This window comes from Pseudarthrobacter sp. 05T312, assembly GCF_056396685.1.
The window spans coordinates 269,328-288,578 of the sequence record NZ_JBFTLY010000004.1; the positions used below are offsets into that span (position 1 = coordinate 269,328).

The following is a 19,251-nucleotide window of genomic DNA, read 5'->3' on the forward strand; positions in this document are numbered from 1 at the left end:
GCCTACCGCACCGAGGTGCCTGCACACTGGCTAAAGTTGCCCCATGGATACGGCCGCCGACCAGGACCTCATCGACTCCGTCAGGGACGCGCTCCGGGCAATGGCCGATCCCGTACGGGCCGCGGGAGCCAAGGCGTACATGAAGTCTCGGCTCCCTTCACTCGGAGTCCGGGTTCCCGAGGTGCGGCGGATCACCGCGGACGCCGCGCGGACGCATCCCCCTGCCTCCGCGGCGCAGCTCCGCGCCACGGTGCTGGACCTGTGGCGGACCGCGACGTTCCGCGAGGAAAAGTACGCGGCCATCGACCTGACAGCACACCGGCTGCTGACCGCCGACCTGGACATGCTTCCTGTGTATGAGGAGATGATCCGGACGGGTGCGTGGTGGGATTTTGCCGATGGCGTGTCCGGCCGGATCTGCGCCCTGCTGCAGGCGCACCCTGAAGAAATGGCCACCCTCCTTCGGCAGTGGAGCCGGGACCCGGACCTCTGGATCCGGAGGGCTGCCATCACGTCGCAGCTTCGCGCGGGAACAGCCACGGACACCCAGCTGCTCGCCGCCGTCATTGAGCCGAACCTTGCGGATCCGGAGTTTTTTATCCGGAAAGCCATCGGCTGGGCACTCCGGGAGTACGCCAAGAGGGCGCCGGCCTGGGTTGAGGCGTTTGCCGCCAGGCACCGGGATGCCATGAGTCCGCTGTCACGCCGGGAGGCCCTGCGCAGGATCAGTTCCGCGGCCCCGAAGCGGTAGCGGCCGCTAGATCACAGGACGTTCGACGACGGGCTCGTGCGACTTGCGGAACAGCCTGCGGGTGCCAGGGTCCCAGAAGATCAGGTACAGGGCAAAGAGCAGGGCGGTCAGCGCCGCGGCAACGCGGGCCAGGGCGAGGGCGAAGCCGAGGTCCTGGGTCTGGAGGTACGGGAAAACGTCCAACTGGTCCGAAATGGCGTAGATCATGAAGAAGGACACCACGAAGTACAGGGCCTTGACCTGCCAGTCGTTCCTGATACCGGTAACAGCGAAGAGCGGGATGAGCCAGACGACGTACCAGGCCTGGATGATGGGGGCCAGCAGGACCACGGCGGCCAGGGCAAGGGTGAGCCGGCGCATGAGGCGGTCGTAGTCGCCCCGGAAGATCTGCCAGGCGGCGATGCCCACGGCGAGCAGCTTCCCGGCGTCGAACACCCAGCCTGCGGGAACGGATCCATCAAAACCGAAGGCGCCGGCCAGCGACCCGACCACCATGCCGATCAGGCCCACCGGAGCATACCAGATGGAGATGCTGCCGGGCGCGGAAAGCCCGTTGATCCAGCCGAAGCCGAACCCGTTGACCATGCTCATTGCCGTCAGCAGGGCCAGGCTCAGGCCCGCTGTCGCCGCCCAAAACGCCACTTTCCGCAGCCAGCCCGCATTCCGTCCTGCCCAGAGGAGTCCAATGAACGGCAGGAAGACAATCGTGATGGGCTTCACCGCGATGGACAGGGTCACCAGGACGATGCCGCGGACCTGGCGCCGGGTCGCGGAGTAGTACAGGCCCGCCAGCGCCAGTCCGATCATCAGGGAGTCGTTGTGGACACTGGCGATGAAGTTTGTCAGGAAAAGCGGGTTGGCCGCCGTGAGCCAGAGGGCCCGGTGCGGGTTCACGCCGTGCAGTTCGGCGAGCCGGGGCACATAGATGACGCAGAGCAGCACGCCCGCCAATGCCACCAGCCGGAAAAGCATGACGCAGGCCTCCGGCTGGACGTTGGTAACCCACACCACGAACTGCTCGATCCACAGGAACAGCTGGCCGTAGGGAACCGGGGCCTCGGTCCACATCTTGTCCGCGCCCAGCTGGAAGTAGTTGGACAGGGCGGAGATGCCGTTTTCGTACGGGTTGAAGCCCTCCACCATCAGCCGCCCCTGGCCAATGTAGGCATACACGTCACGGCTGAACAGCGGCACGCTGAACATCATGGGAAGTCCCCACGCCACCACCGCGGCCAGGGTTGCCCGCCGGGCCTGTTCGCCCCACACGCGGACTTTCTGTCCCAGCCGCAGCCAGGCCCGCACCAGGAGCATGCCGCCCACGGCCACCAGGACAATGGACAGCGCTACTCCAGGGGCTTCGGTCCGCATCCAGATGAACACAGGCATGCGGCGCAGCTCCGAGACAGGAGCCAGCCAGCCCACGCCAATCGAGCCGATCATCATGGACAGGGAGCCCAGGAAACCGGCAAGCAGGGGTGAGCGTGGATTGTCCACCTCGGCACTGCCCGCTCCGGCAATGCCGTCCGCCGCCATCTCCCCCGCTGCGGGCACAGGCGCCGTCATCTCAGGATCGTCCAATCTTCATGCGTTTTCCGCGGTTCACCCGGCGGCCGCGCAGGCCAGCCGGAACAGGATTCAGGGCGGAAGGGCGACCCGCCGCGTACCCGAAATCCTAGCATCGGCAGGGTGCCCGGAAGTGTAACGGTAGGCTGGTCCGGTGCCTATATCTAACGAACGAATCGTCTGGATCGACTGCGAAATGACCGGCCTGGACATCAAGAACGACGCCCTGATCGAGGTGGCAGCACTGGTCACAGACTCGGAGCTCAACATCCTTGGCGACGGCGTTGACGTCGTCATCAAACCCGACGATGCCGCCGTGGCCCAGATGTCCGACTTCGTCCGGGACATGCACACCAGGTCCGGGCTGCTGGCGGAACTGCCGCACGGCAAGACGATGGCGGAAGCAGAGGCCGCGGTCATGGAGTACATTTCCGCCTGGGTACCGGACCCGCGCAAAGCACCCCTGGGCGGGAACTCGGTAGGAACCGACCGCGTGTTCCTGTCCCGCGACATGCCCGCCGTGGTGGAGCACCTCCACTACCGGGTCATCGACGTCAGCACCATCAAAGAACTTTCGCGCCGCTGGTACGCCCGGGCCTACTTCCAGTCCCCGGCGAAAAAGGGCGGCCACCGCGCACTGGGAGACATCAAGGATTCCATCGATGAGCTCCGGTACTACCGTGAAGCCGTGTTCGTCCCCACCCCCGGGCCCGACAGCGCCACCGCCCAGAAGATCGCCAGGGGAATCGCCAACGCCGACGCCGGAAGCGGCTCCGGAGAGTAATCTGCGCCACGTTTCGTGAAATTTTGCCCCAAAACGCAGAAAGTGGACAAAGCACCCCTTCCGAGCAGGTAAGCTATTTGAGTTGCGTTTCCAGGGAGCCGCTCCGGTGGATTCCCCTTGAGGCACATGGTGGGCGTAGCTCAGTTGGCAGAGCGCCTGGTTGTGGTCCAGGAGGTCGCGGGTTCAACCCCCGTCGCTCACCCTCACGGGGCGGCACATGCAGCCGTCGACAGAGGAGGCCGCACCGGATATCCGGTGCGGCCTCCTTTTTCGTGCCCCACCGGGTACATGCACTGCAGCCGGGGGACACCGCGAAGCCGAAGGACTACTGATATGACTGTTCTGCCAATCACCATCTGGGGCGAGCCTGTGCTGCACCGCCGCGCCGCCGAGGTGGAAGTTTTCGACGACGAACTGCGCACCCTGATTGCCGACATGTTCGAAACCAACGACGCCGCCAACGGAGTGGGCCTCGCCGCCCCGCAGATCGGCGTCGGCAAGCGGATCTTCGTCTACAAGTATGCGAACGACGACGACGCTCCCCCGACCGGCGTCCTGGTGAATCCCGTCCTGACACTGTCCAAAGTCTCCGGTGCTGCTCCCGACCCCGACGAGGAGGAAGAGGGCTGCCTTTCCTTCCCGGGTGAACAGTATCCGCTCAAACGGGCAGAATGGGCCCGCGTGGAAGGCTTCGACGGGTTCGGTGAACCTGTTCGCTTCGAGGCCACGGGCTGGTTCGCCAGGGTCATCCAGCATGAATACGACCACCTCGACGGCAAGCTGTATGTCAACCGGCTGATGGACCGGTATTCACGCAAAGCCATGAAGCAGGCAAAGAAGAACGGCTGGGGCGTGCCGGGGCTGACCTGGATGCCCGGGGTGGACCCGGACCCCTTTGGCCACTGACCCTGTCCCGGCGGCGTCCGGTCAGCCTGCGGTAATGGTCTGCTGCTGGGGGCAGGAGGCAAGGACGCGCCGCATGGCGTCTTTCTCTGCCGCCGTCACCCACAGCCCGTACGCGGCCTTGACGGAGATCTGCCGGGCAACGTAATGGCAGCGGATTGCCATGTTCTTCGGCAGCCAGGTAGCGGCGTCACCCGCGCTTTTTTGCTGGTTGGCGGCGCCGTCCGCTGCGACGAGGTTCAGCGGATCATTGGCCAGGCTCTGGCGGTCCTTGGCCGTGAGGCGCTGGGCTCCCTTTTGCCAGGCGTCGCCCAGGGCCACCACATGGTCGATCTGGACGGCGCGGCTGCTCTCGGATCCGCGCTGGAAGTCCACGTCCTGGCCCGTGTAGGGTTCCTGGAAATGCCCGGCCGTGACTTTGCAGGCGGACCCCTCGGAGAACACAACGCCGGCCAAGTCCCTGCGAAGGATGTCGTTGCGGGTGTCGCAGCCGTTCCGGTCGACATCAAGCCAAGCCTGGCCGAAGGCCTCGCGGCTGTAGCCGGTGTTGGGCGCCCTGCCTTTCACGGCCAGGCCATCAAGGGCTGCCACGGCGCTGCCCGGGGGCACCGGGTTGGGCTCCTGGACCGGTTTCATCCAGGCGGCGTCGAAGACCGGCGCCTCAGTGGGCCCCTCTGCCGCGGGTCCGGCTGCCGCGAACTGGCCGGTGGTGAAGAACCAGACCAGGGCCACGAGAATTGCTGCGGCGGCGGTGGCGAGAAGCGCCCAGGCCTGCCGGGAACGGCGGCGTGCGCGGCGGTAGGCAGACCAGCTGATGGTCACGGGGCTGACGCCGGGAAGGGAAAGTCGGGCACCCCAAGAGCCTAGGACAAAGGGCACGCCCGGCCGCTGATATCCACACTGTTGAGGAGGAGTGATGGGTCACAGCGCCGGGGACTCCCCCGGGTTATTGTTCCCTGGTGACGCGTCGAAGGTCTTCTTCCGCCACGGCCAGCAGGCTCTCGAGCTGGCGCACCCGGTCATCGGTGACGTCACCGGTTTTGTGGGCCTCCCTGGCCCGTTCCAGCAGGCGCACGGCTTCCTTATGGTTGGCCTTGGCCACGTCCAGTGCGTGCTCGAGGGTGGTTTCGTGCTGAAGTGTCGATTCGTTGTCCATGCCACCAGTGTGGTCCGCTTTCCCGGCTGATTCCAGTGAACCAGCCGGGAAAGACCTGACCGTTACTAGACTGCGATGGCTGCCAGGGCGGCAGCGCTTTCCTTGGCGGGGAAGGACGGCGGGTTCACGCCTGCCATCTCTTCCATGACGCGGACCACCTGGCAGCTGTAGCCGAACTCGTTGTCGTACCAGACGTAGAGGACAAGGTTCTTGTCCGTGGACACCGTGGCCAGGCCGTCCACGATGCCGGCGCGGCGCGAGCCCACGAAGTCGGTGGAGACAACCTCGGGCGAATCGATGTAGTCGACCTGCTTGCGCAGGTCCGAGTGCAGCGACATCTCGCGCAGGTAGTTGTTGACCTCGTCCTTGGTGGTGCCGTTTTCGAGGGTGAGGTTCAGGATGGCCAGCGAAACGTCCGGGGTGGGGACGCGGATGGAGCTGCCGGTGAGCTTGCCCAGGAGTTCGGGCAGGGCCTTGGCCACGGCCTTGGCGGCACCGGTTTCGGTGATCACCATGTTCAGCGCTGCCGAACGGCCGCGGCGGTCGCCCTTGTGGAAGTTGTCGATCAGGTTCTGGTCGTTGGTGAAGGAGTGGACGGTTTCCACGTGGCCGTGGACCACGCCGAACTTGTCGTTGATGGCCTTCAGGACCGGGGTGATGGCATTGGTGGTGCAGGATGCCGCGGACACGATCTTGTCGGAGTCCGTGATGTCGCGGTGGTTGATGCCGTGAACGATGTTCTTCAGCTCGCCCTTGCCCGGTGCGGTCAGCAGGACGCGGGCCACACCCTTGCTCTGCAGGTGCTGGGACAGGCCTTCGGCGTCGCGCCAGCGGCCGGTGTTGTCCACTACCAGGGCGTTGCTGATCCCGTAAGCGGTGTAGTCGATCGTAGCGGGGTCGTTCGAGTAGATGACCTGGATCTGGACGCCGTTGGCCGTAATGGTGTTGGCGGCCTCATCCACGCGGATGGTGCCCTCGAAGGAGCCGTGGACGGAGTCGCGGCGCAGCAGGCTGGCACGCTTGGAGAGGTCATTGTCCGAACCGCGGCGCACCACGATGGCGCGCAGGCGCAGTCCGTGGCCACCACCGGCCTTTTCGATGAGGAGGCGTGCCAGGAGGCGCCCGATCCGGCCAAAGCCGTAGAGTACGACGTCGGTGCTGGTGCGGTCATCGCCGCCCCGCTTGCCCACGATCTCGGCGAGTTCTGCACGGAGGAACTCCTCAAGGGTGGCGCCGTTGCCCTCTTCCTTGAATTTTTGGTTCAGCCGGGCGATGTCGATCGCGGCGGCACCGAGTTCGAGTCCGGCCAGCGTGTTCAGCAGGGGCGCCGTGTCCTCCAGGAGCAGTTCGTCCTTGCTCATCCGGCGCGCAAAGCGGTGCGCCTTGAGGATGTTCATGGTGGACTTGTTGATCAGGCTCCGGCCGTGGATGCTGGTCACCACGTTGTTTTCGCGGTACAGCCTGCCGATCACGGGGATCATGGCCTCGGCGAGGGCCTCCCGGCCCATCCACGTATCAAGACAAGAATCAGACGTCTGGCTCACAGAAATACCTTCCTCGGTTCAGCCGTGTACGTCTTCGTACACGGATGTAGGCCACCTGATGATGTCCAGGGGCACCGGCACCTGCAGGGATGGCCCCCAGGCACCTGGATCGCGTGCAAAGAAAAACCGCCGGTTGCGGACGCAACTTTCGGCGGTAGAACTCCTGCGTCCGGGATCCATTCTAATTTGGCACAGTCCAGGGAACACGCTCGGGCTGCGTGAAATCACTCACATGGCGGCCGGTCCGGGAAAGACGCCGTGACGGGCGCCTCAGTTGTGGATGGCGGAGTACAGGTTCAGGCTGGCGCAGTAGACCATCCAGGAGAAGTACGGCAGCACCAGGCCGCCGGCGGTGGCGTCCACCGGGCCGAACCTCAGGATCAGGAACGCGAGGGTTGCGGTCAGGGCACAGATGACTGCGAAGGCCGCCCACAGTGCCACGGCCCCGAGCATGGGGTACAGGGCAAAGAAAGTCACGGGCCAGGCGGCGTTGAGCAGCAACTGGACTACGTATCCGGAGCGGGTGCCGCCGGCGAGGCAGCCTTTGCGCCAGACCAGCCACGCCGCGGTGGCCACGCCTGCGTACAGCAGCATCCACGTGCTGCGGAACATCCACGACGGCGGCATCCACGGCGCCTTCGCGGAGCCTGCGTACCACCCGCCCGAGTTGAGGATGATCGGGACTGAGGAGAGCAGCCAGGCCAGCGCCGAGAGGGCCAGGAATCCGGCGAGCGCCAGGCCCTGGGAACGGATGCCGGGAATGCCCGCTGCCGGTGCGGGACGAGTTTCAGGATTTACGGGCACGGTTCAGGATCCCCGACGCATTGCCCGTGGTCAAACGCGGTTTATGGATGGGACAGCCGATACGCCGGGTTCTGTTCTCCCCTGCCGTTGCCGGCGAGGGAGCGACGGCCATCCATCTACGAGTACCGTTGCCGGCACCCTCCAGCGGCCTACCCGGACACTCGGGCGGGCAGCCCTCGAACGTGTCCTGTCTGGCCTTGCTCCGGGTGGGGTTTACCTAGCCTTCCCGGTCACCCGGGAAGCTGGTGGTCTCTTACACCACCGTTTCACCCTTACCTGCCCTTCCCGGCCGGAGCCGGAAATGCAGGCGGTCTGTTTTCTGTGGCACTGGCCTGCGGGTTACCCCGAGTGGGCGTTACCCACCACCCTGCCCTGCGGAGCCCGGACGTTCCTCGAGCCACTTGCGTGGCGCGCGGCCGTCTGGCTGTCCCATCCGGCTCCCAGTGTACCGGCGCTACCGGCCGCTTTTGTCGCCGGTAGGATCGGACGGTGCTGATTCTGCTTCCCCCTTCCGAAGGCAAGACGCCCGCGCTCCGCGGTCCCGCCGTCGACTGGACCGCCCTGGGCTTCCCGGAGCTCAACCCGTACCGCGCCAAGATCCTCGAGGCCCTTGGCACCGTCAGCGCACACCAGGATGCCCTCGCCCTGCTGGGCGTAGGGGCATCGCTGCGGGACGACGTCGAGCGCAATACCCGGCTGCACGCCGAGCCGGCGGCCCCTGCCCACAGCATCTACTCGGGTGTCCTGTACGACGCCCTGGGCTACCGCACCCTGACGCCGGTGCAGCGCCGCAAGGCCGATGAGTCCGTCCTGGTGATCTCGGCGCTGTGGGGGGCCCTGCGCTTTGGCGACAGCGTTCCCGCCTACCGGCTGTCCATGGGAACTGCCCTGCCCGACGTCGGGCGGCTGGCTCCGTTCTGGAAGGCACAGCTTGGCGATACCCTGGGCGCCGCAGCCCGGGGACACTTACTGGTGGATTGCCGGTCCAGCACCTATGCGGCGGCGTGGGCCCCGCCGGCGGAGCAGACCGTCACGGTCAACGTCTTCACCGAGACTGGAGGAGTCCGGAAAGTGGTGAGCCACTTCGCCAAGCACACCCGCGGTGAACTGGCGCGGCACCTGCTGGTGCGCCGTGGAAAGGCCCCTGGGGCGCCGTCGGACCTTCTGAAGGCAGCCCGCGAACGGTGGGAGGCCGAGCTGGTGCCGGGCACCGCCCGCAAGCCGCACGCCCTGAACATCATCCTGCCGGGCTGACGGCCCGGCAGGATGCCTGTGGGCTGTTTAGGACCACTCGTCCGAACGGACCAGGATGGCCCCGGAGTCGGGGCAGAAAACGATGTCGTCGGCAGCAGCTGCCTTGATCTCGGCGAGGTCGCCCGGGCTGAGCTTCATGCCAGAGGCTTCCGAGGTGCCGTGGAAGAGCCGCGCGGCACCCACCCCGCGCTTCGCGAGCGTTTTTTCGTAAACTGCCAGCAGGCCCGCGTCCAGGCCCTGGGCAAAGTCGCCGCGCTGGGCACGAAGCCCCGCCGCTTCGGTTTCCACGTCGGCGAGGGCCGCATCGAGTTCGGCCCTGATGGTTCCAAAGGACCCCTGGATGTCATCGACGATCTGCTGCTGCGCCGCCTGCCGTTCCCGCACCGAGTCCAGCCGCTCCATGACTTCCAGCTCCACGTCTTCAAGGTCGGAGCGCCGCTTGTTCAGCGACGCAATGTCCTTTTGCAGAGCCACCAGGTCCTTGGACAGGCCGGTGCCGCTGTTGAGCCGTGCTTCATCACGCTGGATCCGGGAGGCAACCTGTTCGACGTCGGCCTCGGCCCGCTTCAGCGCAGCCTCGGCGTCGTGGACGGCCACCTTGGCCGCGCCCAGTTCACCGTTGGCGACGGACAGGGCGGCCTCGAGGTCCTTGATGCGGGGATCGTTTTCGAGCGTGCGGCGGCGGTTGGTGAGGCCCTTCAACCTGGCGTCAAGGCCCTGCAGTTCGAGCAACTTCAACTGTTCCGCCGGTGCTGCCTTGGCCACGTTTACCTCCGCTAGATCCTTCCGGCCTGGGCCGGGCACCGAACCGGCGCTTCCTAGACTCTAGCCGGGAGTGAGGATGAAGTCCCACGGATCGCTGTTGGTGGTACTGACCAGGATCTCCACGTCATGGCCTTGGTCGGCCAGGACGTTGCCCAGGGCCGCGGCCGCGGCAGGCAGCCAGAGCCATTCGCTCGCAAAGTGCGACACGTCCACCAGGTACGGCCGTCCGTTGGCGGCGGCCTCCCGCGCTTCCGACGCCGGGTGGTGGCGGAGGTCAGCGGTGACGTAGACGTCTGCGTTGCTGGCACGTACCTCGTTGAACAGCGAATCCCCGGCACCACCGCAGACCGCGATGCGCCGGACCAGCCCGTCCTTGTCGCCGGAAACACGCACGCCGCCAGCCACTGAGGGCAGGATTCCGAAGACCCGGGCCGCGAAGTCGCCCAGGCTCATGGCGTCCGCGAGGTCCCCCACCCGCCCAATGCCCTCCTCCGGAAGCCCGTTGGCCGCCACGGTCAGGGGGGCGACGTCCTGGAGACCCAGGGCATCGGCCAGGACGTCGGAGACACCACCGACGGCGGAGTCCCCGTTGGTGTGCACGGTCAGCAGTGCCGTTCCCGACTCGATAAGACGGTGGACTGCCCTGCCTTTTGCCGACGTGGCGGCCACGGACGTGACGCCCTTCAACAGCAGGGGGTGGTGGGTGATGAGCAGTTCCGCGCCCCACTCAACCGCTTCCTCAATGACTTCCAGGGTGGGATCGACGGCGAACATCACCTTCGTGACCGGGGCGGACGGGTGGCCTGCCACGAGCCCCACCTCGTCCCAGTTCTCCGCCAGGGATTCCGGCCACAGTTCCTCAACCGCAAGGAGCAGTTCGGCCAATGTGGGGGCGTCCGCGGAACCGGCCGCAGCCGGCGTGTCGGAAGAGGCGTCGCCGTCGTGATCTGCCTGGCCGGTAACGTCGGTGTCCACAGGTTCCATAGTCTTAGTTTTACCCCATTGGCATCGCGGCGCCGCAGTTTGCGGCACCCGGCCGGGGTGCCGGGAATCTTCCGGCGCCGTCAACCATTGAAGAGGTCATGAAAACTTTTGTTCTGGGCGGAGGGTGCTTCTGGTGCCTGGACGCCGTCTACCAGAGGACCAAGGGCGTCACCTCCGTGGTGTCCGGCTACACCGGCGGCCACGATCCGCACCCGGATTACTACTCTGTCTGCAGTGGGACCACCGGCCACGCCGAAGTTGTGGCCGTGACCTTCGATGAAGACATCATCCCCGCGGAGGTGGTCCTGGACATGTTCTTCGCCCTGCATGATCCCACCACGCTGAACCGCCAGGGATACGACGTCGGCACCCAGTACCGTTCCTCGATGTTCTACGAGACCACAGAGGAGAAGATCCTCTTCGAAGAGGCGATCGACCGCAACCAGGCATTATGGCCGCATCCCATTGTCACGGAGGTCAGCCGGCTGCCGCGGTTCCATGTGGCGGAGGAATTCCACCAGAATTACTACGCCAAGCACCCAGAGCAGGGTTACTGCCAGGTGATCATCAACCCTAAGCTGGCCAAGGCCCGGAAATATTACTCTGCATGGCTTAACGCTTAGCCCACCGTTACGCGGCCTCGTTAGGCTGACCTCAGTATCCACCCCTTAGAGATAGGCGTATGTACATGGCACGGATCTATGACGATGTAACGCAGCTGGTCGGCGGGACCCCGCTGGTTCGGTTGAACCGGCTCAGCGAGGGACTGGACGCCACCGTTGCCGTAAAGCTGGAGTTCTACAACCCGGCCAACAGCGTCAAAGACCGCATCGGTGTGGCCATCATCGACGCCGCGGAAAAGTCCGGTGCCCTGAAGCCCGGCGGCACCATCGTCGAAGGTACTTCCGGCAACACGGGCATCGCCCTGGCCATGGTTGGTGCTGCCCGCGGGTACAAGGTCATCCTCACCATGCCAGAGACCATGTCCACGGAGCGCCGGGTCATGCTGCGCGCATTCGGAGCCGAGATTGTACTGACCCCCGGTTCGGAGGGCATGCGCGGCGCCGTGGAAAAGGCCCAGGAAATCGTTGCCAACACCGAGAACTCCATCTGGGCGCAGCAGTTCGCCAACGAGGCCAACCCGGAGGTGCACCGCAGGACCACCGCCGAGGAGGTCTGGGCCGACACTGACGGCGCGGTGGACATCTTTGTGGCGGGCATCGGCACCGGTGGAACCATCACCGGCGTCGGACAGGTACTGAAGGAGCGCAAGCCCGGCGTCCAGATCGTCGCCGTGGAACCCAAGGACTCCCCCATCCTGAACGGCGGTGCCCCCGGCCCCCACAAGATCCAGGGCCTGGGCGCCAACTTCATCCCCGAACTGCTCGACACCAACATCTACGACGAGGTCATCGACGCCACCCTTGAGGATTCGGTCCGGGTAGCCCGCGATCTGGGCATCAAGGAAGGCATCCTCGGCGGCATCTCCTCCGGCGCGATTGTCTGGGCCGCCCTGGAGCTGGCCAAGCGGCCGGAAAACGCGGGCAAGCTGATTGTTGCCGTAGTGTGCGACTTCGGTGAGCGTTACATCTCCACCGTGCTCTATGACGACATCCGCGGCTGATCAGTCCGCTGTCCGCCCGTTTCCTGTAGAAAGAACTTTGTGGGCTTTTTCGCAAGACTGAAGGAAGACCTCGACGCCGCCCGGTCCCACGACCCGGCGGCTCGAGGTTCTTTTGAGAACTTTTTCGCCTATTCCGGCCTCCATGCCATCTGGATCCACCGGCTGACGCACCGCATGTGGCAGAACCCGGAACTGCGCTTCCCGGCCCGCCTCCTGTCGCAGCTGGGCAGGTCCTGGACCGGTATCGAGATCCACCCGGGCGCCACGATCGGCCGCCGCTTCTTCATCGACCACGGCATGGGCGTGGTGATCGGTGAGACTGCAGAGATCGGCGAGGACGTGATGATCTACCACGGTGTGACCCTTGGCGGGCGCTCCCTGGCCCGGATCAAGCGGCACCCCACCATCGGCGACCGCGTGACCATCGGCGCCGGCGCCAAGATCCTGGGGCCCATCACCATCGGACGGGACAGCGCCGTCGGTGCCAACGCCGTCGTGGTCAAGGACGCCCCGCCGGAGTCGATCATCACCGGAGTTCCCGCCAAATGGCGGCACCGGGATGCGCAGCGGGAAACCAAGCCCGCGGTGGACCCGGCCGAATACGACATCGAGTACCGGATCTAGCGGACGCAGTTCGGGCCTGCCTGCTGCGCTGCTACCCGGGGAAACGCCTGTAGATGGCCCAGAGAACGGCATCGAAGGCACGGTCCGGGAGCAGCCGGCGCAGCAGCAGGATGGCCCGCGCGCCCTTGCCCACCGGATACCGGGTCCTGGGCCGCGGCGAAGTGGCGGCATGGACGATCGCCTCCGCGATAACTTCTGGATGCGAGGACATTGCCGAACCGTCGGTGGAAGCCAGCGCGGCTGCCACGACCTTGGCCTGCGCCGCATAGGGTCCCGAGCCCGAATTGGCCAACAGGCCCTCGGCGGAGATGGCGCCCCATTCAGACTGTGTACCGCCCGGTTCGATAATGGACACGTCGATTCCGTGGGGCTTGAGCTCCACCCGGAGCGAATCGCTGAGGCCCTCCACAGCGAACTTCGTGGCGTGGTACCAGGCACCCAGCGGCTCGTACATCTTTCCGCCGATCGATGAGATATTGATGATCCGGCCCCTTCCGGCGGCGCGCATTGCCGGGAGCACGAGCTGCGTCATCCGGGCCAGCCCGAAAAGATTGACCTCAAACTGCCGCCGGCCTTCGGCCAGTTCCACTTCCTCCAGCGACCCATAGGACCCGTACCCGGCGTTGTTGACCAGCACGTCGATCGTGCCGTGGGCTGCGAGGACCTCCCCCACGGCCGCACGCATTGAGGCCTCGTCGGTCACATCCAGCGGCAGGATCCGGACGCCGTCAGCCTTGAGCGGCTCCATTTTCTCCACCCGGCGGGCCCCGGCGTAAACCGCGAACCCGTGGGCCGCGAGCTTCCTTGCGGCTTCAAAGCCGATTCCCGTGGACGCACCGGTGACAAAAACGACGGGCTGGCTCATGGGCGGGACTCCTTGGGACGGTGCGGCGGGACGAACAGTCAGCGCGGATCGACGGACGGTCCGGCCGGAAACACCAGCGGCCGGCGCCCCCAGAGTATCGGGTAGCGCCGGCCGCTGGGCCGGAAACGGTGCGTGGACTAGTGCGTGTCCACCGCTTCAACCTCGGACTTGTCCTCGCCCCAGAGGGTGTGGAAGGTCCCTTCGGTGTCGACGCGGCCGTAGGTGTGGGCGCCGAACAGGTCGCGCTGGCCCTGGATCAGGGCGGCGGCCACGCGCTTGCGGCGCAGTCCGTCGTAGTACGCCAGCGAGGACGAGAACACCGGCACGGGGATACCGAGCTGTACGGCGGTGGCAACAACGCGGCGCCAGGCGGGCAGGGCGTCTGCGATGGCCTTGGTGAACGCCGGAGCGAAGAGCAGGTTGGCCGGCTTTTCGTCCGCGGCGTAGGCCTTGGTGATGTCCTTGAGGAGCTCGGCGCGGATGATGCAGCCTGCGCGCCACAGGGAGGCGATCTCGTCAAGCTTCAGGTCCCAGCCGTATTCCTTGGCTGCGGAGGTGAGCATGTCCAGTCCCTGGGCGTAGGAGACCAGCTTGGAGGCGTAGAGCGCCTGGCGGACGTCCTCGACGAACGTCTCGGGGATTTCCACCGTGGCCTCGTTACCGGCCAGCAGTTCCTGGCCAAGCTTGCGCTGTGCGGCCTGGGAGGAGAGTGCGCGGGCAAAAACGGACTCGGCGATGCCCGAGACCGGTGAGCCCAGTTCCAGGGCGGAGATGACCGTCCAGCGGCCGGTGCCCTTCTGGCCGGCAGCGTCAACGACGACGTCGACGAACGGCTTGCCGGTCTTGGCGTCAACGTGGCCCAGGACCTCGGCGGAGATCTCGATCAGGAACGACGAAAGATCACCCTTGTTCCACTCGGAAAAGATCTTTGCCTGCTCGGCCGGCTCGATGCCTGCACCGGAGCGGAGCAAGTCGAAGGCCTCGCCGATGACCTGCATGTCGGCGTATTCGATGCCGTTGTGGACCATCTTGACGAAGTGGCCCGCGCCGTCGGTGCCGATCCAGGCACAGCAGGGCTCGCCGTCGACCTTTGCGGAGATCTTCTCCAGCAGCGGGCCAAGGGCCTTGTAGGACTCCTTGGAACCGCCGGGCATGATGGACGGGCCGTTCAGCGCGCCCTCCTCGCCGCCGGACACGCCGACGCCCACGAAGTGCAGGTCCTTCTTGGCCAGGGCCGCTTCACGGCGGCGCGTGTCCTCATAGTGAGAGTTGCCGGCGTCGATGATGATGTCGCCCGGCTCCAGCAGCGGCTCCAGCTGTTCAATGACCGAGTCCACGGGCTTGCCGGCCTTGACCATGATGAGCACCCGGCGCGGCTTCTCCAGGGAGTCAACCAGTTCCTGCAGGGTTTCGGTCCGGATGAAGTCACCTTCCGAGCCGTGCTTCTCCAGCAGCGCGTCCGTTTTCTCCACGGACCTGTTGTGCAGCGCAACCGTGAACCCGTTGCGGGCCAGGTTGCGTGCGAGGTTGGCGCCCATGACGGCGAGGCCGGTGACACCGATGTGTGCAGACATCAATAACTCCAATTCATTGTTCGCCTCGGCGGCCGGCTTCCGCAGGCGGAAGTCACCGGGGCAGATCAGGGGGTCGGAATAAAGCATATATATTCTTGGAGTGGTGCGAAAGTGGCAGCCACGAAGCGGGACCGATTGTGTCGGTGGCAGTCCGGGTGCACTGCCGGCCAGATGGTTGCCAACAACTAGGCTTACAGCATGACCAGCAGCCTCCACCACCGTGCCATCGAGAATCTGGGCACCCGGATCGTCTCGGGGGAACTCCCCGCAGGCCATGTCATGCTCGCGGAGCAGCTGGAGGATGAACTGAAGGTGTCCCGGTCCGTGATCCGGGAAGCTGTGCGGGTCCTGCAGTCCCTGGGCCTGGTGGAGACCACCAAGAGGGTGGGGATCCGGGTAATGCCGTCCAGCCGCTGGAATCCCTTCGATCCGCAGGTCATCCGGTGGCGCCTGGCCAGCGACGCACGCGGCGCCCAGCTGCGCTCACTGGCTGAGCTGCGTGCGGCCGTGGAGCCTGCCGCTGCTGAGTTGGCAGCGCAAAATGCTCCGGCGGCCCTGCGGATGGAACTCGTGGACGTTGCCCGCGCCATGCGCGAAGCCGGCAACAACGGCGAGGTGGCGCGGTTCCTCGAGCTGGACATCCGCTTCCATTCACTGCTGCTCTCAGGCTCCGGTAACGAGATGTTCGCCAACCTCATGGGCCAGGTGGCAGAAACCCTGACAGGCCGTACGGTCCACGGCCTGATGCCCGACCACCCGCACCAGGCAGCCCTGCAATGGCATGAGGATGTTGCGGAAGCGATCGCCCGGGGTGACGCCGCATCAGCTCGTGATGCGTCAGACCGGATCATGCGGCGCACCATGTCGCAGATGGCCGATACCTGGACCGAACAGCCACGGGTGTTTATCCCCGTCCGGCAGTAAGCACGGGCCGGCAGCCGCGAAGCTCCGGAAATATGACGACGCATGACTTTTTGTTTCCGGAAGTTCACGGTATATTCATCGCAGGCCCTCCACCGCGGCATCCCCCAATAGTCGCGGTGGAGGGTTTTCCAATGCCCGGGGACTGGGCTCCGCCCCCTAGGCTGCCCCGGCCACCGGCTCCCTCAGCCGCCAGCCACCGCCCAGCCCATCCCGCTGGAGATACATGGTGGTCAGTGCCGACCTGTCATTGTGCCCCAGCCGGACCTGGACCTGCAGGACTTCGACATCCACTCCCCCGGCGCCCTTTGGCATCCTCCGGCTTGTTTCCCACCAGTTGATGCGCTCAAACCATCTCACCGGCTCGGCGCCTACTGCCCATTCTCTCCCCCGGCTCAGCACCGCAGTGGGCATCCCGTCGCTGTCCGTATGCACTATGACGTGTTCCATTCCTGCAAGCTATGGCAAGGCACCGACAATCACGCCGGGCGGGAGGGACAGCAAAAAACCCCGCAGCCTCCGCCATCAGGCGGGGCAACGGGGTTTTCCTTGGTGGGTCCTACCGGGATCGAACCGATGACATCCACGGTGTAAACGTGGCGCTCTACCAGCTGAGCTAAAGACCCGAATTGCGCTGTTTCCGGCCGTTCCGCCGTAACCAACGAACATAGACTCTACCCGACCGGGGACCGGAAACGCGAATCCATGGAAGAAATGGACGGCCTACAGGGGCGGGAGTTCGGCGGCGAGGTAATCCAGCGCCTGGCTCACCCCGGCTTCAAGCTTGATGGTCGCCTTGTCATCGCCGCGGGTGGCGCCCCGGTTGATGATGACCACGGGCTTGGATTCCTTGGCAGCGTGCCTGACGAACCGCAGGCCGCTCATGACTGTCAGCGATGAGCCGGCCACCAGCAAGGCTGCGGCCTGGTCCACCATGGCGTAGGAGCGTTCCACCCGATCCTTGGGCACGTTTTCCCCGAAGTAGACGAAGTCCGGCTTCAGGGTGCCCCCGCAGGCGGGACAAACTGCCACCACAAAGCTGTTGATCAGCGCCTGGTCCTCTACGGTGGCGTCCGCGTCCGGCGCCATTTCCACCAGGCCGCCGGCCGCTGCCCGTTCCAGGAAGCCCGGGTTCAGTTCCTCGAAGACACCAGCCAGCAGGCGCCGGGAGTACGTGCGCCCGCAGTCCAGGCAGACCACCTGGTCATACCTGCCGTGGAGGTCGACGACGTTGGCACTGCCGGCGTCCTGATGCAGACGGTCGACGTTCTGGGTGATCAGGCCGGTGAGGTAGCCCCGGCGTTCCAGCTCAGCGGCGGAGTAGTGGCCCTGGTTTGGGTCGGCGTGCCGCATGTGGGACCAGCCGATATGGTTCCTGGCCCAGTACCGTTGCCGGTTGGCTGGGTCCCGGACGAACTCCTGGTAGGTCATGGGCGAACGCGGCGGCGACTCCGGGCCGCGGTAATCCGGTATGCCGGAATCGGTGCTCAGTCCGGCGCCCGTCAGCAGGGCGAAGGGGGCGCCGGCGAGGAGGTCGCGGATGCGGGCCAGGACGTCGAGGTCATTTCCCGACGGCGGGGCCGGGGCCACCGGCGGCATGCTGGCGAACCCGGTGAGTCCCGTCCCCCGCCGCTGCCCGGCCATGGCTTCCTAGTCCCGCTTCAGGTCCGCGAGGGCGGAGCGGTATTCGCTAAAGTCCCTGGCCTGGCCGCGGGGGTTCACCACGCTGTAGCGGATCCTGCCGTCGCCGTCGATGATGAAGGTGGCCCTTTGTGCCATGCCGCTGGCGGCGTCGAACACACCATAGGCGCTGGCCACGGCCCCGTGCGGCCAGAAATCGGCCAGGAGATCGAAACTGTAGCCCTCCTGCGCCGCGTAGGCGCGGAGGCTGAACTTGCTGTCTACGGACACACCCAGGACAACAGTGTTCGAATCCTCGAACATGCCCAGGTTGTCCCGTATTTCGCACAGCTCACCGGTGCAGATACCGGAGAAGGCAAAGGGGTAGAAGACCACGGCAACGTTCTGCCCCCGAAAAGAGGACAGCTTTACCGGCTCACCGTATTGGTTGGCCAGCTCGAAGTCGGGAGCCGCGGCGCCCAGCGACGGTACCGCTGCGTTGACGGCCTGGACCGCTGCCGTCACTTGTTCTTCCTGCTGACCAGGCGGACGGCGCTCCAGTCTTTTGAGACTCCGGCGGAGGTGGTGACGTGGAGGCCGGCCGTGGGGGCAGCTTCCTGGATCTCCGCCGGCGAAACGTAGCCGTCCCGGCCTGACTTGGGGGTAAGAACCCAGACAACGCCGTTTTCGCTCAGGGTGGTGAGGGAATCCATCAGGCTGTCCACCAGGTCTCCGTCGCCGTCGCGCCACCAGAGGATAACGGCGTCCGCCACCTCGTGGTCGTCCTCGTCGAGCATCTCGGAACCGGTGAGGTCCTCAATATCGTCACGCAAGTCGAAATCGACGTCGTCGTCGTAACCGAACTCCTGAATCAGATCCCCGTTTTTGAAACCCAATTTTTCCGCCACATTTACCGAAGTGGCGGCGTCGGCCTCGCTCACGTGTTCCTCCAATACCTCATATATGCGGTGTGCATAGTGATTTCCATTACTCCCAAGCCAACACCCTTTGTGCCTGCGCTTCAAGCTGCCGCCCCCGGGACTGCGCATATTCTGCGTCACATCCGGCCGCGCCATCCCCGTCGCAGGGGCTTTTCGTCACACAACCAGTATGACGAACGAAATACAACTGCAGCACCGGGCCGCGGCTACGCATCGTGTTCGTGTCAGGGCTAGAGTGGCTGGTGACAACTATGCCTGCGGGACGACTACCTTGTGACTCCGGGCAGACATAGGAGCGCTAGGAAGCTGCCCGGCACACATGACCGGGCTGTTGTAACCGATACGTCGCACACGGCGTATGTACGCCGGGCAGTCATCCTGCCTGGCCTGAGTGCGCCGATTCATGCGCGCAAAGAGAGGTTGGACGTGGCTGCAGGAGAAGAGACCTCCCATATCCTCAGCGGGTTGACTAACCAGCTGCCTGATCGTGATCCGGAAGAGACTGCCGAGTGGGTTGAGTCCCTGGATGCGTTGATCAGGGAACAGGGCACCGAGCGTGCCCAATACATCATGC

General features: G+C 65.4%; 21 protein-coding genes, 2 tRNA genes and 1 other RNA gene. 9 read left to right on the forward strand and 15 right to left on the reverse strand.

All coding sequences use genetic code 11. The features are described from left to right. Positions 1 to 43: 43 nt before the first annotated feature. Positions 44 to 751, forward strand: a complete 708-nt coding sequence (locus tag AC1DIP_RS08960) for a DNA alkylation repair protein (RefSeq protein WP_477733522.1) — start codon at positions 44 to 46, stop codon at positions 749 to 751. Between the two features lie 6 nt (positions 752 to 757). Here the strand turns inward: AC1DIP_RS08960 and mptB are convergent, their stop codons facing one another. Beyond that, entirely contained in the window at positions 758 to 2,314 is a 1,557-nt protein-coding gene (gene mptB / locus AC1DIP_RS08965; RefSeq protein ID WP_476211530.1) for a polyprenol phosphomannose-dependent alpha 1,6 mannosyltransferase MptB, read from the reverse strand. Positions 2,315 to 2,468: 154 nt separating this feature from the next. On the opposite strand from mptB, the gene orn reads away from it, so the two are divergent. The 3 genes from orn (at position 2,469) to def (ending at position 4,004) form a co-directional block, all read left to right on the forward strand. Continuing rightward, a complete protein-coding gene (orn, locus tag AC1DIP_RS08970) occupies positions 2,469 to 3,098 on the forward strand; it encodes an oligoribonuclease (RefSeq protein ID WP_476211531.1) in 630 nt (209 codons plus the stop codon). Between the two features lie 129 nt (positions 3,099 to 3,227). Next, positions 3,228 to 3,300 (forward strand) — tRNA-His (locus AC1DIP_RS08975). 131 nt (positions 3,301 to 3,431) lie between these two features. Next, positions 3,432 to 4,004 (forward strand): peptide deformylase, encoded by a 573-nt coding sequence (gene def / locus AC1DIP_RS08980; protein ID WP_476211532.1) that lies wholly within the window; start codon positions 3,432 to 3,434, stop codon positions 4,002 to 4,004. A 21-nt stretch (positions 4,005 to 4,025) separates the two neighbouring features. Here def and AC1DIP_RS08985 read toward each other — a convergent pair whose 3' ends face one another. The 5 genes from AC1DIP_RS08985 to rnpB all read right to left on the reverse strand — a co-directional run bounded on the left by AC1DIP_RS08985 (position 4,026) and on the right by rnpB (position 7,937). Continuing rightward, complete coding sequence (locus AC1DIP_RS08985) at positions 4,026 to 4,823, reverse strand: HNH endonuclease family protein (protein WP_477733523.1); 798 nt, start codon at positions 4,821 to 4,823, stop codon at positions 4,026 to 4,028. A gap of 124 nt (positions 4,824 to 4,947) precedes the next feature. Continuing rightward, positions 4,948 to 5,157: a hypothetical protein gene (locus AC1DIP_RS08990; protein ID WP_476211534.1), complete on the reverse strand. Its 210-nt coding sequence runs from the start codon at positions 5,155 to 5,157 to the stop codon at positions 4,948 to 4,950. A gap of 65 nt (positions 5,158 to 5,222) precedes the next feature. Then, positions 5,223 to 6,701 carry a glyceraldehyde-3-phosphate dehydrogenase gene (locus tag AC1DIP_RS08995; RefSeq protein WP_477733524.1) on the reverse strand — a complete coding sequence of 493 codons (1,479 nt, stop codon included), beginning with the start codon at positions 6,699 to 6,701 and terminating at the stop codon, positions 5,223 to 5,225. 270 nt (positions 6,702 to 6,971) lie between these two features. Then, positions 6,972 to 7,505, reverse strand: a complete 534-nt coding sequence (locus AC1DIP_RS09000) for a TspO/MBR family protein (protein ID WP_477733525.1) — start codon at positions 7,503 to 7,505, stop codon at positions 6,972 to 6,974. Positions 7,506 to 7,549: 44 nt separating this feature from the next. Continuing rightward, an RNA gene (rnpB, locus tag AC1DIP_RS09005) (RNase P RNA component class A) lies at positions 7,550 to 7,937 on the reverse strand. Between the two features lie 57 nt (positions 7,938 to 7,994). Here rnpB and AC1DIP_RS09010 point away from each other — a divergent pair. After that, positions 7,995 to 8,759, forward strand: coding sequence for a YaaA family protein (locus AC1DIP_RS09010; RefSeq protein WP_477733526.1), 765 nt, complete (start codon positions 7,995 to 7,997; stop codon positions 8,757 to 8,759). Positions 8,760 to 8,786: 27 nt separating this feature from the next. Here the strand turns inward: AC1DIP_RS09010 and AC1DIP_RS09015 are convergent, their stop codons facing one another. Then, positions 8,787 to 9,524, reverse strand: a complete 738-nt coding sequence (locus tag AC1DIP_RS09015; protein WP_476211538.1) for a CT398-like coiled coil hairpin domain-containing protein — start codon at positions 9,522 to 9,524, stop codon at positions 8,787 to 8,789. 60 nt (positions 9,525 to 9,584) lie between these two features. After that, on the reverse strand, positions 9,585 to 10,508 hold the full coding sequence (locus AC1DIP_RS09020) for a Nif3-like dinuclear metal center hexameric protein (RefSeq protein ID WP_476211539.1): 924 nt from the start codon (positions 10,506 to 10,508) through the stop codon (positions 9,585 to 9,587). Positions 10,509 to 10,606: 98 nt separating this feature from the next. On the opposite strand from AC1DIP_RS09020, the gene msrA reads away from it, so the two are divergent. The 3 genes from msrA (at position 10,607) to epsC (ending at position 12,756) form a co-directional block, all read left to right on the forward strand. Next, a complete protein-coding gene (gene msrA / locus AC1DIP_RS09025; RefSeq protein WP_476211540.1) occupies positions 10,607 to 11,131 on the forward strand; it encodes a peptide-methionine (S)-S-oxide reductase MsrA in 525 nt (174 codons plus the stop codon). 65 nt (positions 11,132 to 11,196) lie between these two features. Next, positions 11,197 to 12,132 carry a cysteine synthase A gene (cysK, locus tag AC1DIP_RS09030; RefSeq protein WP_476211541.1) on the forward strand — a complete coding sequence of 312 codons (936 nt, stop codon included), beginning with the start codon at positions 11,197 to 11,199 and terminating at the stop codon, positions 12,130 to 12,132. Between the two features lie 39 nt (positions 12,133 to 12,171). Further along, on the forward strand, positions 12,172 to 12,756 hold the full coding sequence (epsC, locus tag AC1DIP_RS09035) for a serine O-acetyltransferase EpsC (protein WP_387564935.1): 585 nt from the start codon (positions 12,172 to 12,174) through the stop codon (positions 12,754 to 12,756). A gap of 31 nt (positions 12,757 to 12,787) precedes the next feature. On the opposite strand, the gene AC1DIP_RS09040 is transcribed toward epsC, so the two are convergent. Together AC1DIP_RS09040 and gndA are read right to left on the reverse strand one after the other, a co-directional pair. Continuing rightward, positions 12,788 to 13,621: an oxidoreductase gene (locus AC1DIP_RS09040; RefSeq protein ID WP_476211542.1), complete on the reverse strand. Its 834-nt coding sequence runs from the start codon at positions 13,619 to 13,621 to the stop codon at positions 12,788 to 12,790. A gap of 137 nt (positions 13,622 to 13,758) precedes the next feature. Further along, on the reverse strand, positions 13,759 to 15,195 hold the full coding sequence (gene gndA / locus AC1DIP_RS09045) for an NADP-dependent phosphogluconate dehydrogenase (RefSeq protein WP_175317561.1): 1,437 nt from the start codon (positions 15,193 to 15,195) through the stop codon (positions 13,759 to 13,761). Positions 15,196 to 15,393: 198 nt separating this feature from the next. On the opposite strand from gndA, the gene AC1DIP_RS09050 reads away from it, so the two are divergent. Continuing rightward, positions 15,394 to 16,119 carry an FCD domain-containing protein gene (locus tag AC1DIP_RS09050; protein ID WP_476211543.1) on the forward strand — a complete coding sequence of 242 codons (726 nt, stop codon included), beginning with the start codon at positions 15,394 to 15,396 and terminating at the stop codon, positions 16,117 to 16,119. Positions 16,120 to 16,275: 156 nt separating this feature from the next. Here the strand turns inward: AC1DIP_RS09050 and AC1DIP_RS09055 are convergent, their stop codons facing one another. From AC1DIP_RS09055 to AC1DIP_RS09075, 5 genes are all read right to left on the reverse strand, one after another. Beyond that, positions 16,276 to 16,566 (reverse strand): hypothetical protein, encoded by a 291-nt coding sequence (locus AC1DIP_RS09055; protein WP_476211544.1) that lies wholly within the window; start codon positions 16,564 to 16,566, stop codon positions 16,276 to 16,278. 100 nt (positions 16,567 to 16,666) lie between these two features. After that, a tRNA-Val gene (locus tag AC1DIP_RS09060) sits at positions 16,667 to 16,742 on the reverse strand. A gap of 97 nt (positions 16,743 to 16,839) precedes the next feature. Further along, positions 16,840 to 17,760 carry an NAD-dependent protein deacetylase gene (locus AC1DIP_RS09065; RefSeq protein WP_477733527.1) on the reverse strand — a complete coding sequence of 307 codons (921 nt, stop codon included), beginning with the start codon at positions 17,758 to 17,760 and terminating at the stop codon, positions 16,840 to 16,842. A 6-nt stretch (positions 17,761 to 17,766) separates the two neighbouring features. Next, positions 17,767 to 18,261 carry a peroxiredoxin gene (locus AC1DIP_RS09070; RefSeq protein ID WP_477733528.1) on the reverse strand — a complete coding sequence of 165 codons (495 nt, stop codon included), beginning with the start codon at positions 18,259 to 18,261 and terminating at the stop codon, positions 17,767 to 17,769. After that, complete coding sequence (locus AC1DIP_RS09075; protein ID WP_141160169.1) at positions 18,258 to 18,677, reverse strand: DUF3052 domain-containing protein; 420 nt, start codon at positions 18,675 to 18,677, stop codon at positions 18,258 to 18,260. Before AC1DIP_RS09075 ends, AC1DIP_RS09070 begins: the two co-directional genes overlap by 4 nt. Positions 18,678 to 19,251: the final 574 nt, after the last annotated feature.

Excerpts from the sequence above, each read along its gene's own strand:
- AC1DIP_RS08960 (WP_477733522.1), top strand. The coding sequence starts at position 44 with ATGGATACGGCCGCCGACCAGGACCTCATCGACTCCGTCAGGGACGCG.
- mptB (WP_476211530.1), bottom strand. The coding sequence starts at position 2,314 with ATGACGGCGCCTGTGCCCGCAGCGGGGGAGATGGCGGCGGACGGCATT.
- def (WP_476211532.1), top strand. The coding sequence starts at position 3,432 with ATGACTGTTCTGCCAATCACCATCTGGGGCGAGCCTGTGCTGCACCGC.
- AC1DIP_RS08990 (WP_476211534.1), bottom strand. The coding sequence starts at position 5,157 with ATGGACAACGAATCGACACTTCAGCACGAAACCACCCTCGAGCACGCA.
- AC1DIP_RS09020 (WP_476211539.1), bottom strand. The coding sequence starts at position 10,508 with ATGGAACCTGTGGACACCGACGTTACCGGCCAGGCAGATCACGACGGC.
- msrA (WP_476211540.1), top strand. The coding sequence starts at position 10,607 with ATGAAAACTTTTGTTCTGGGCGGAGGGTGCTTCTGGTGCCTGGACGCC.
- cysK (WP_476211541.1), top strand. The coding sequence starts at position 11,197 with ATGGCACGGATCTATGACGATGTAACGCAGCTGGTCGGCGGGACCCCG.
- AC1DIP_RS09040 (WP_476211542.1), bottom strand. The coding sequence starts at position 13,621 with ATGAGCCAGCCCGTCGTTTTTGTCACCGGTGCGTCCACGGGAATCGGC.
- gndA (WP_175317561.1), bottom strand. The coding sequence starts at position 15,195 with ATGTCTGCACACATCGGTGTCACCGGCCTCGCCGTCATGGGCGCCAAC.
- AC1DIP_RS09050 (WP_476211543.1), top strand. The coding sequence starts at position 15,394 with ATGACCAGCAGCCTCCACCACCGTGCCATCGAGAATCTGGGCACCCGG.
- AC1DIP_RS09055 (WP_476211544.1), bottom strand. The coding sequence starts at position 16,566 with ATGGAACACGTCATAGTGCATACGGACAGCGACGGGATGCCCACTGCG.
- AC1DIP_RS09065 (WP_477733527.1), bottom strand. The coding sequence starts at position 17,760 with ATGGCCGGGCAGCGGCGGGGGACGGGACTCACCGGGTTCGCCAGCATG.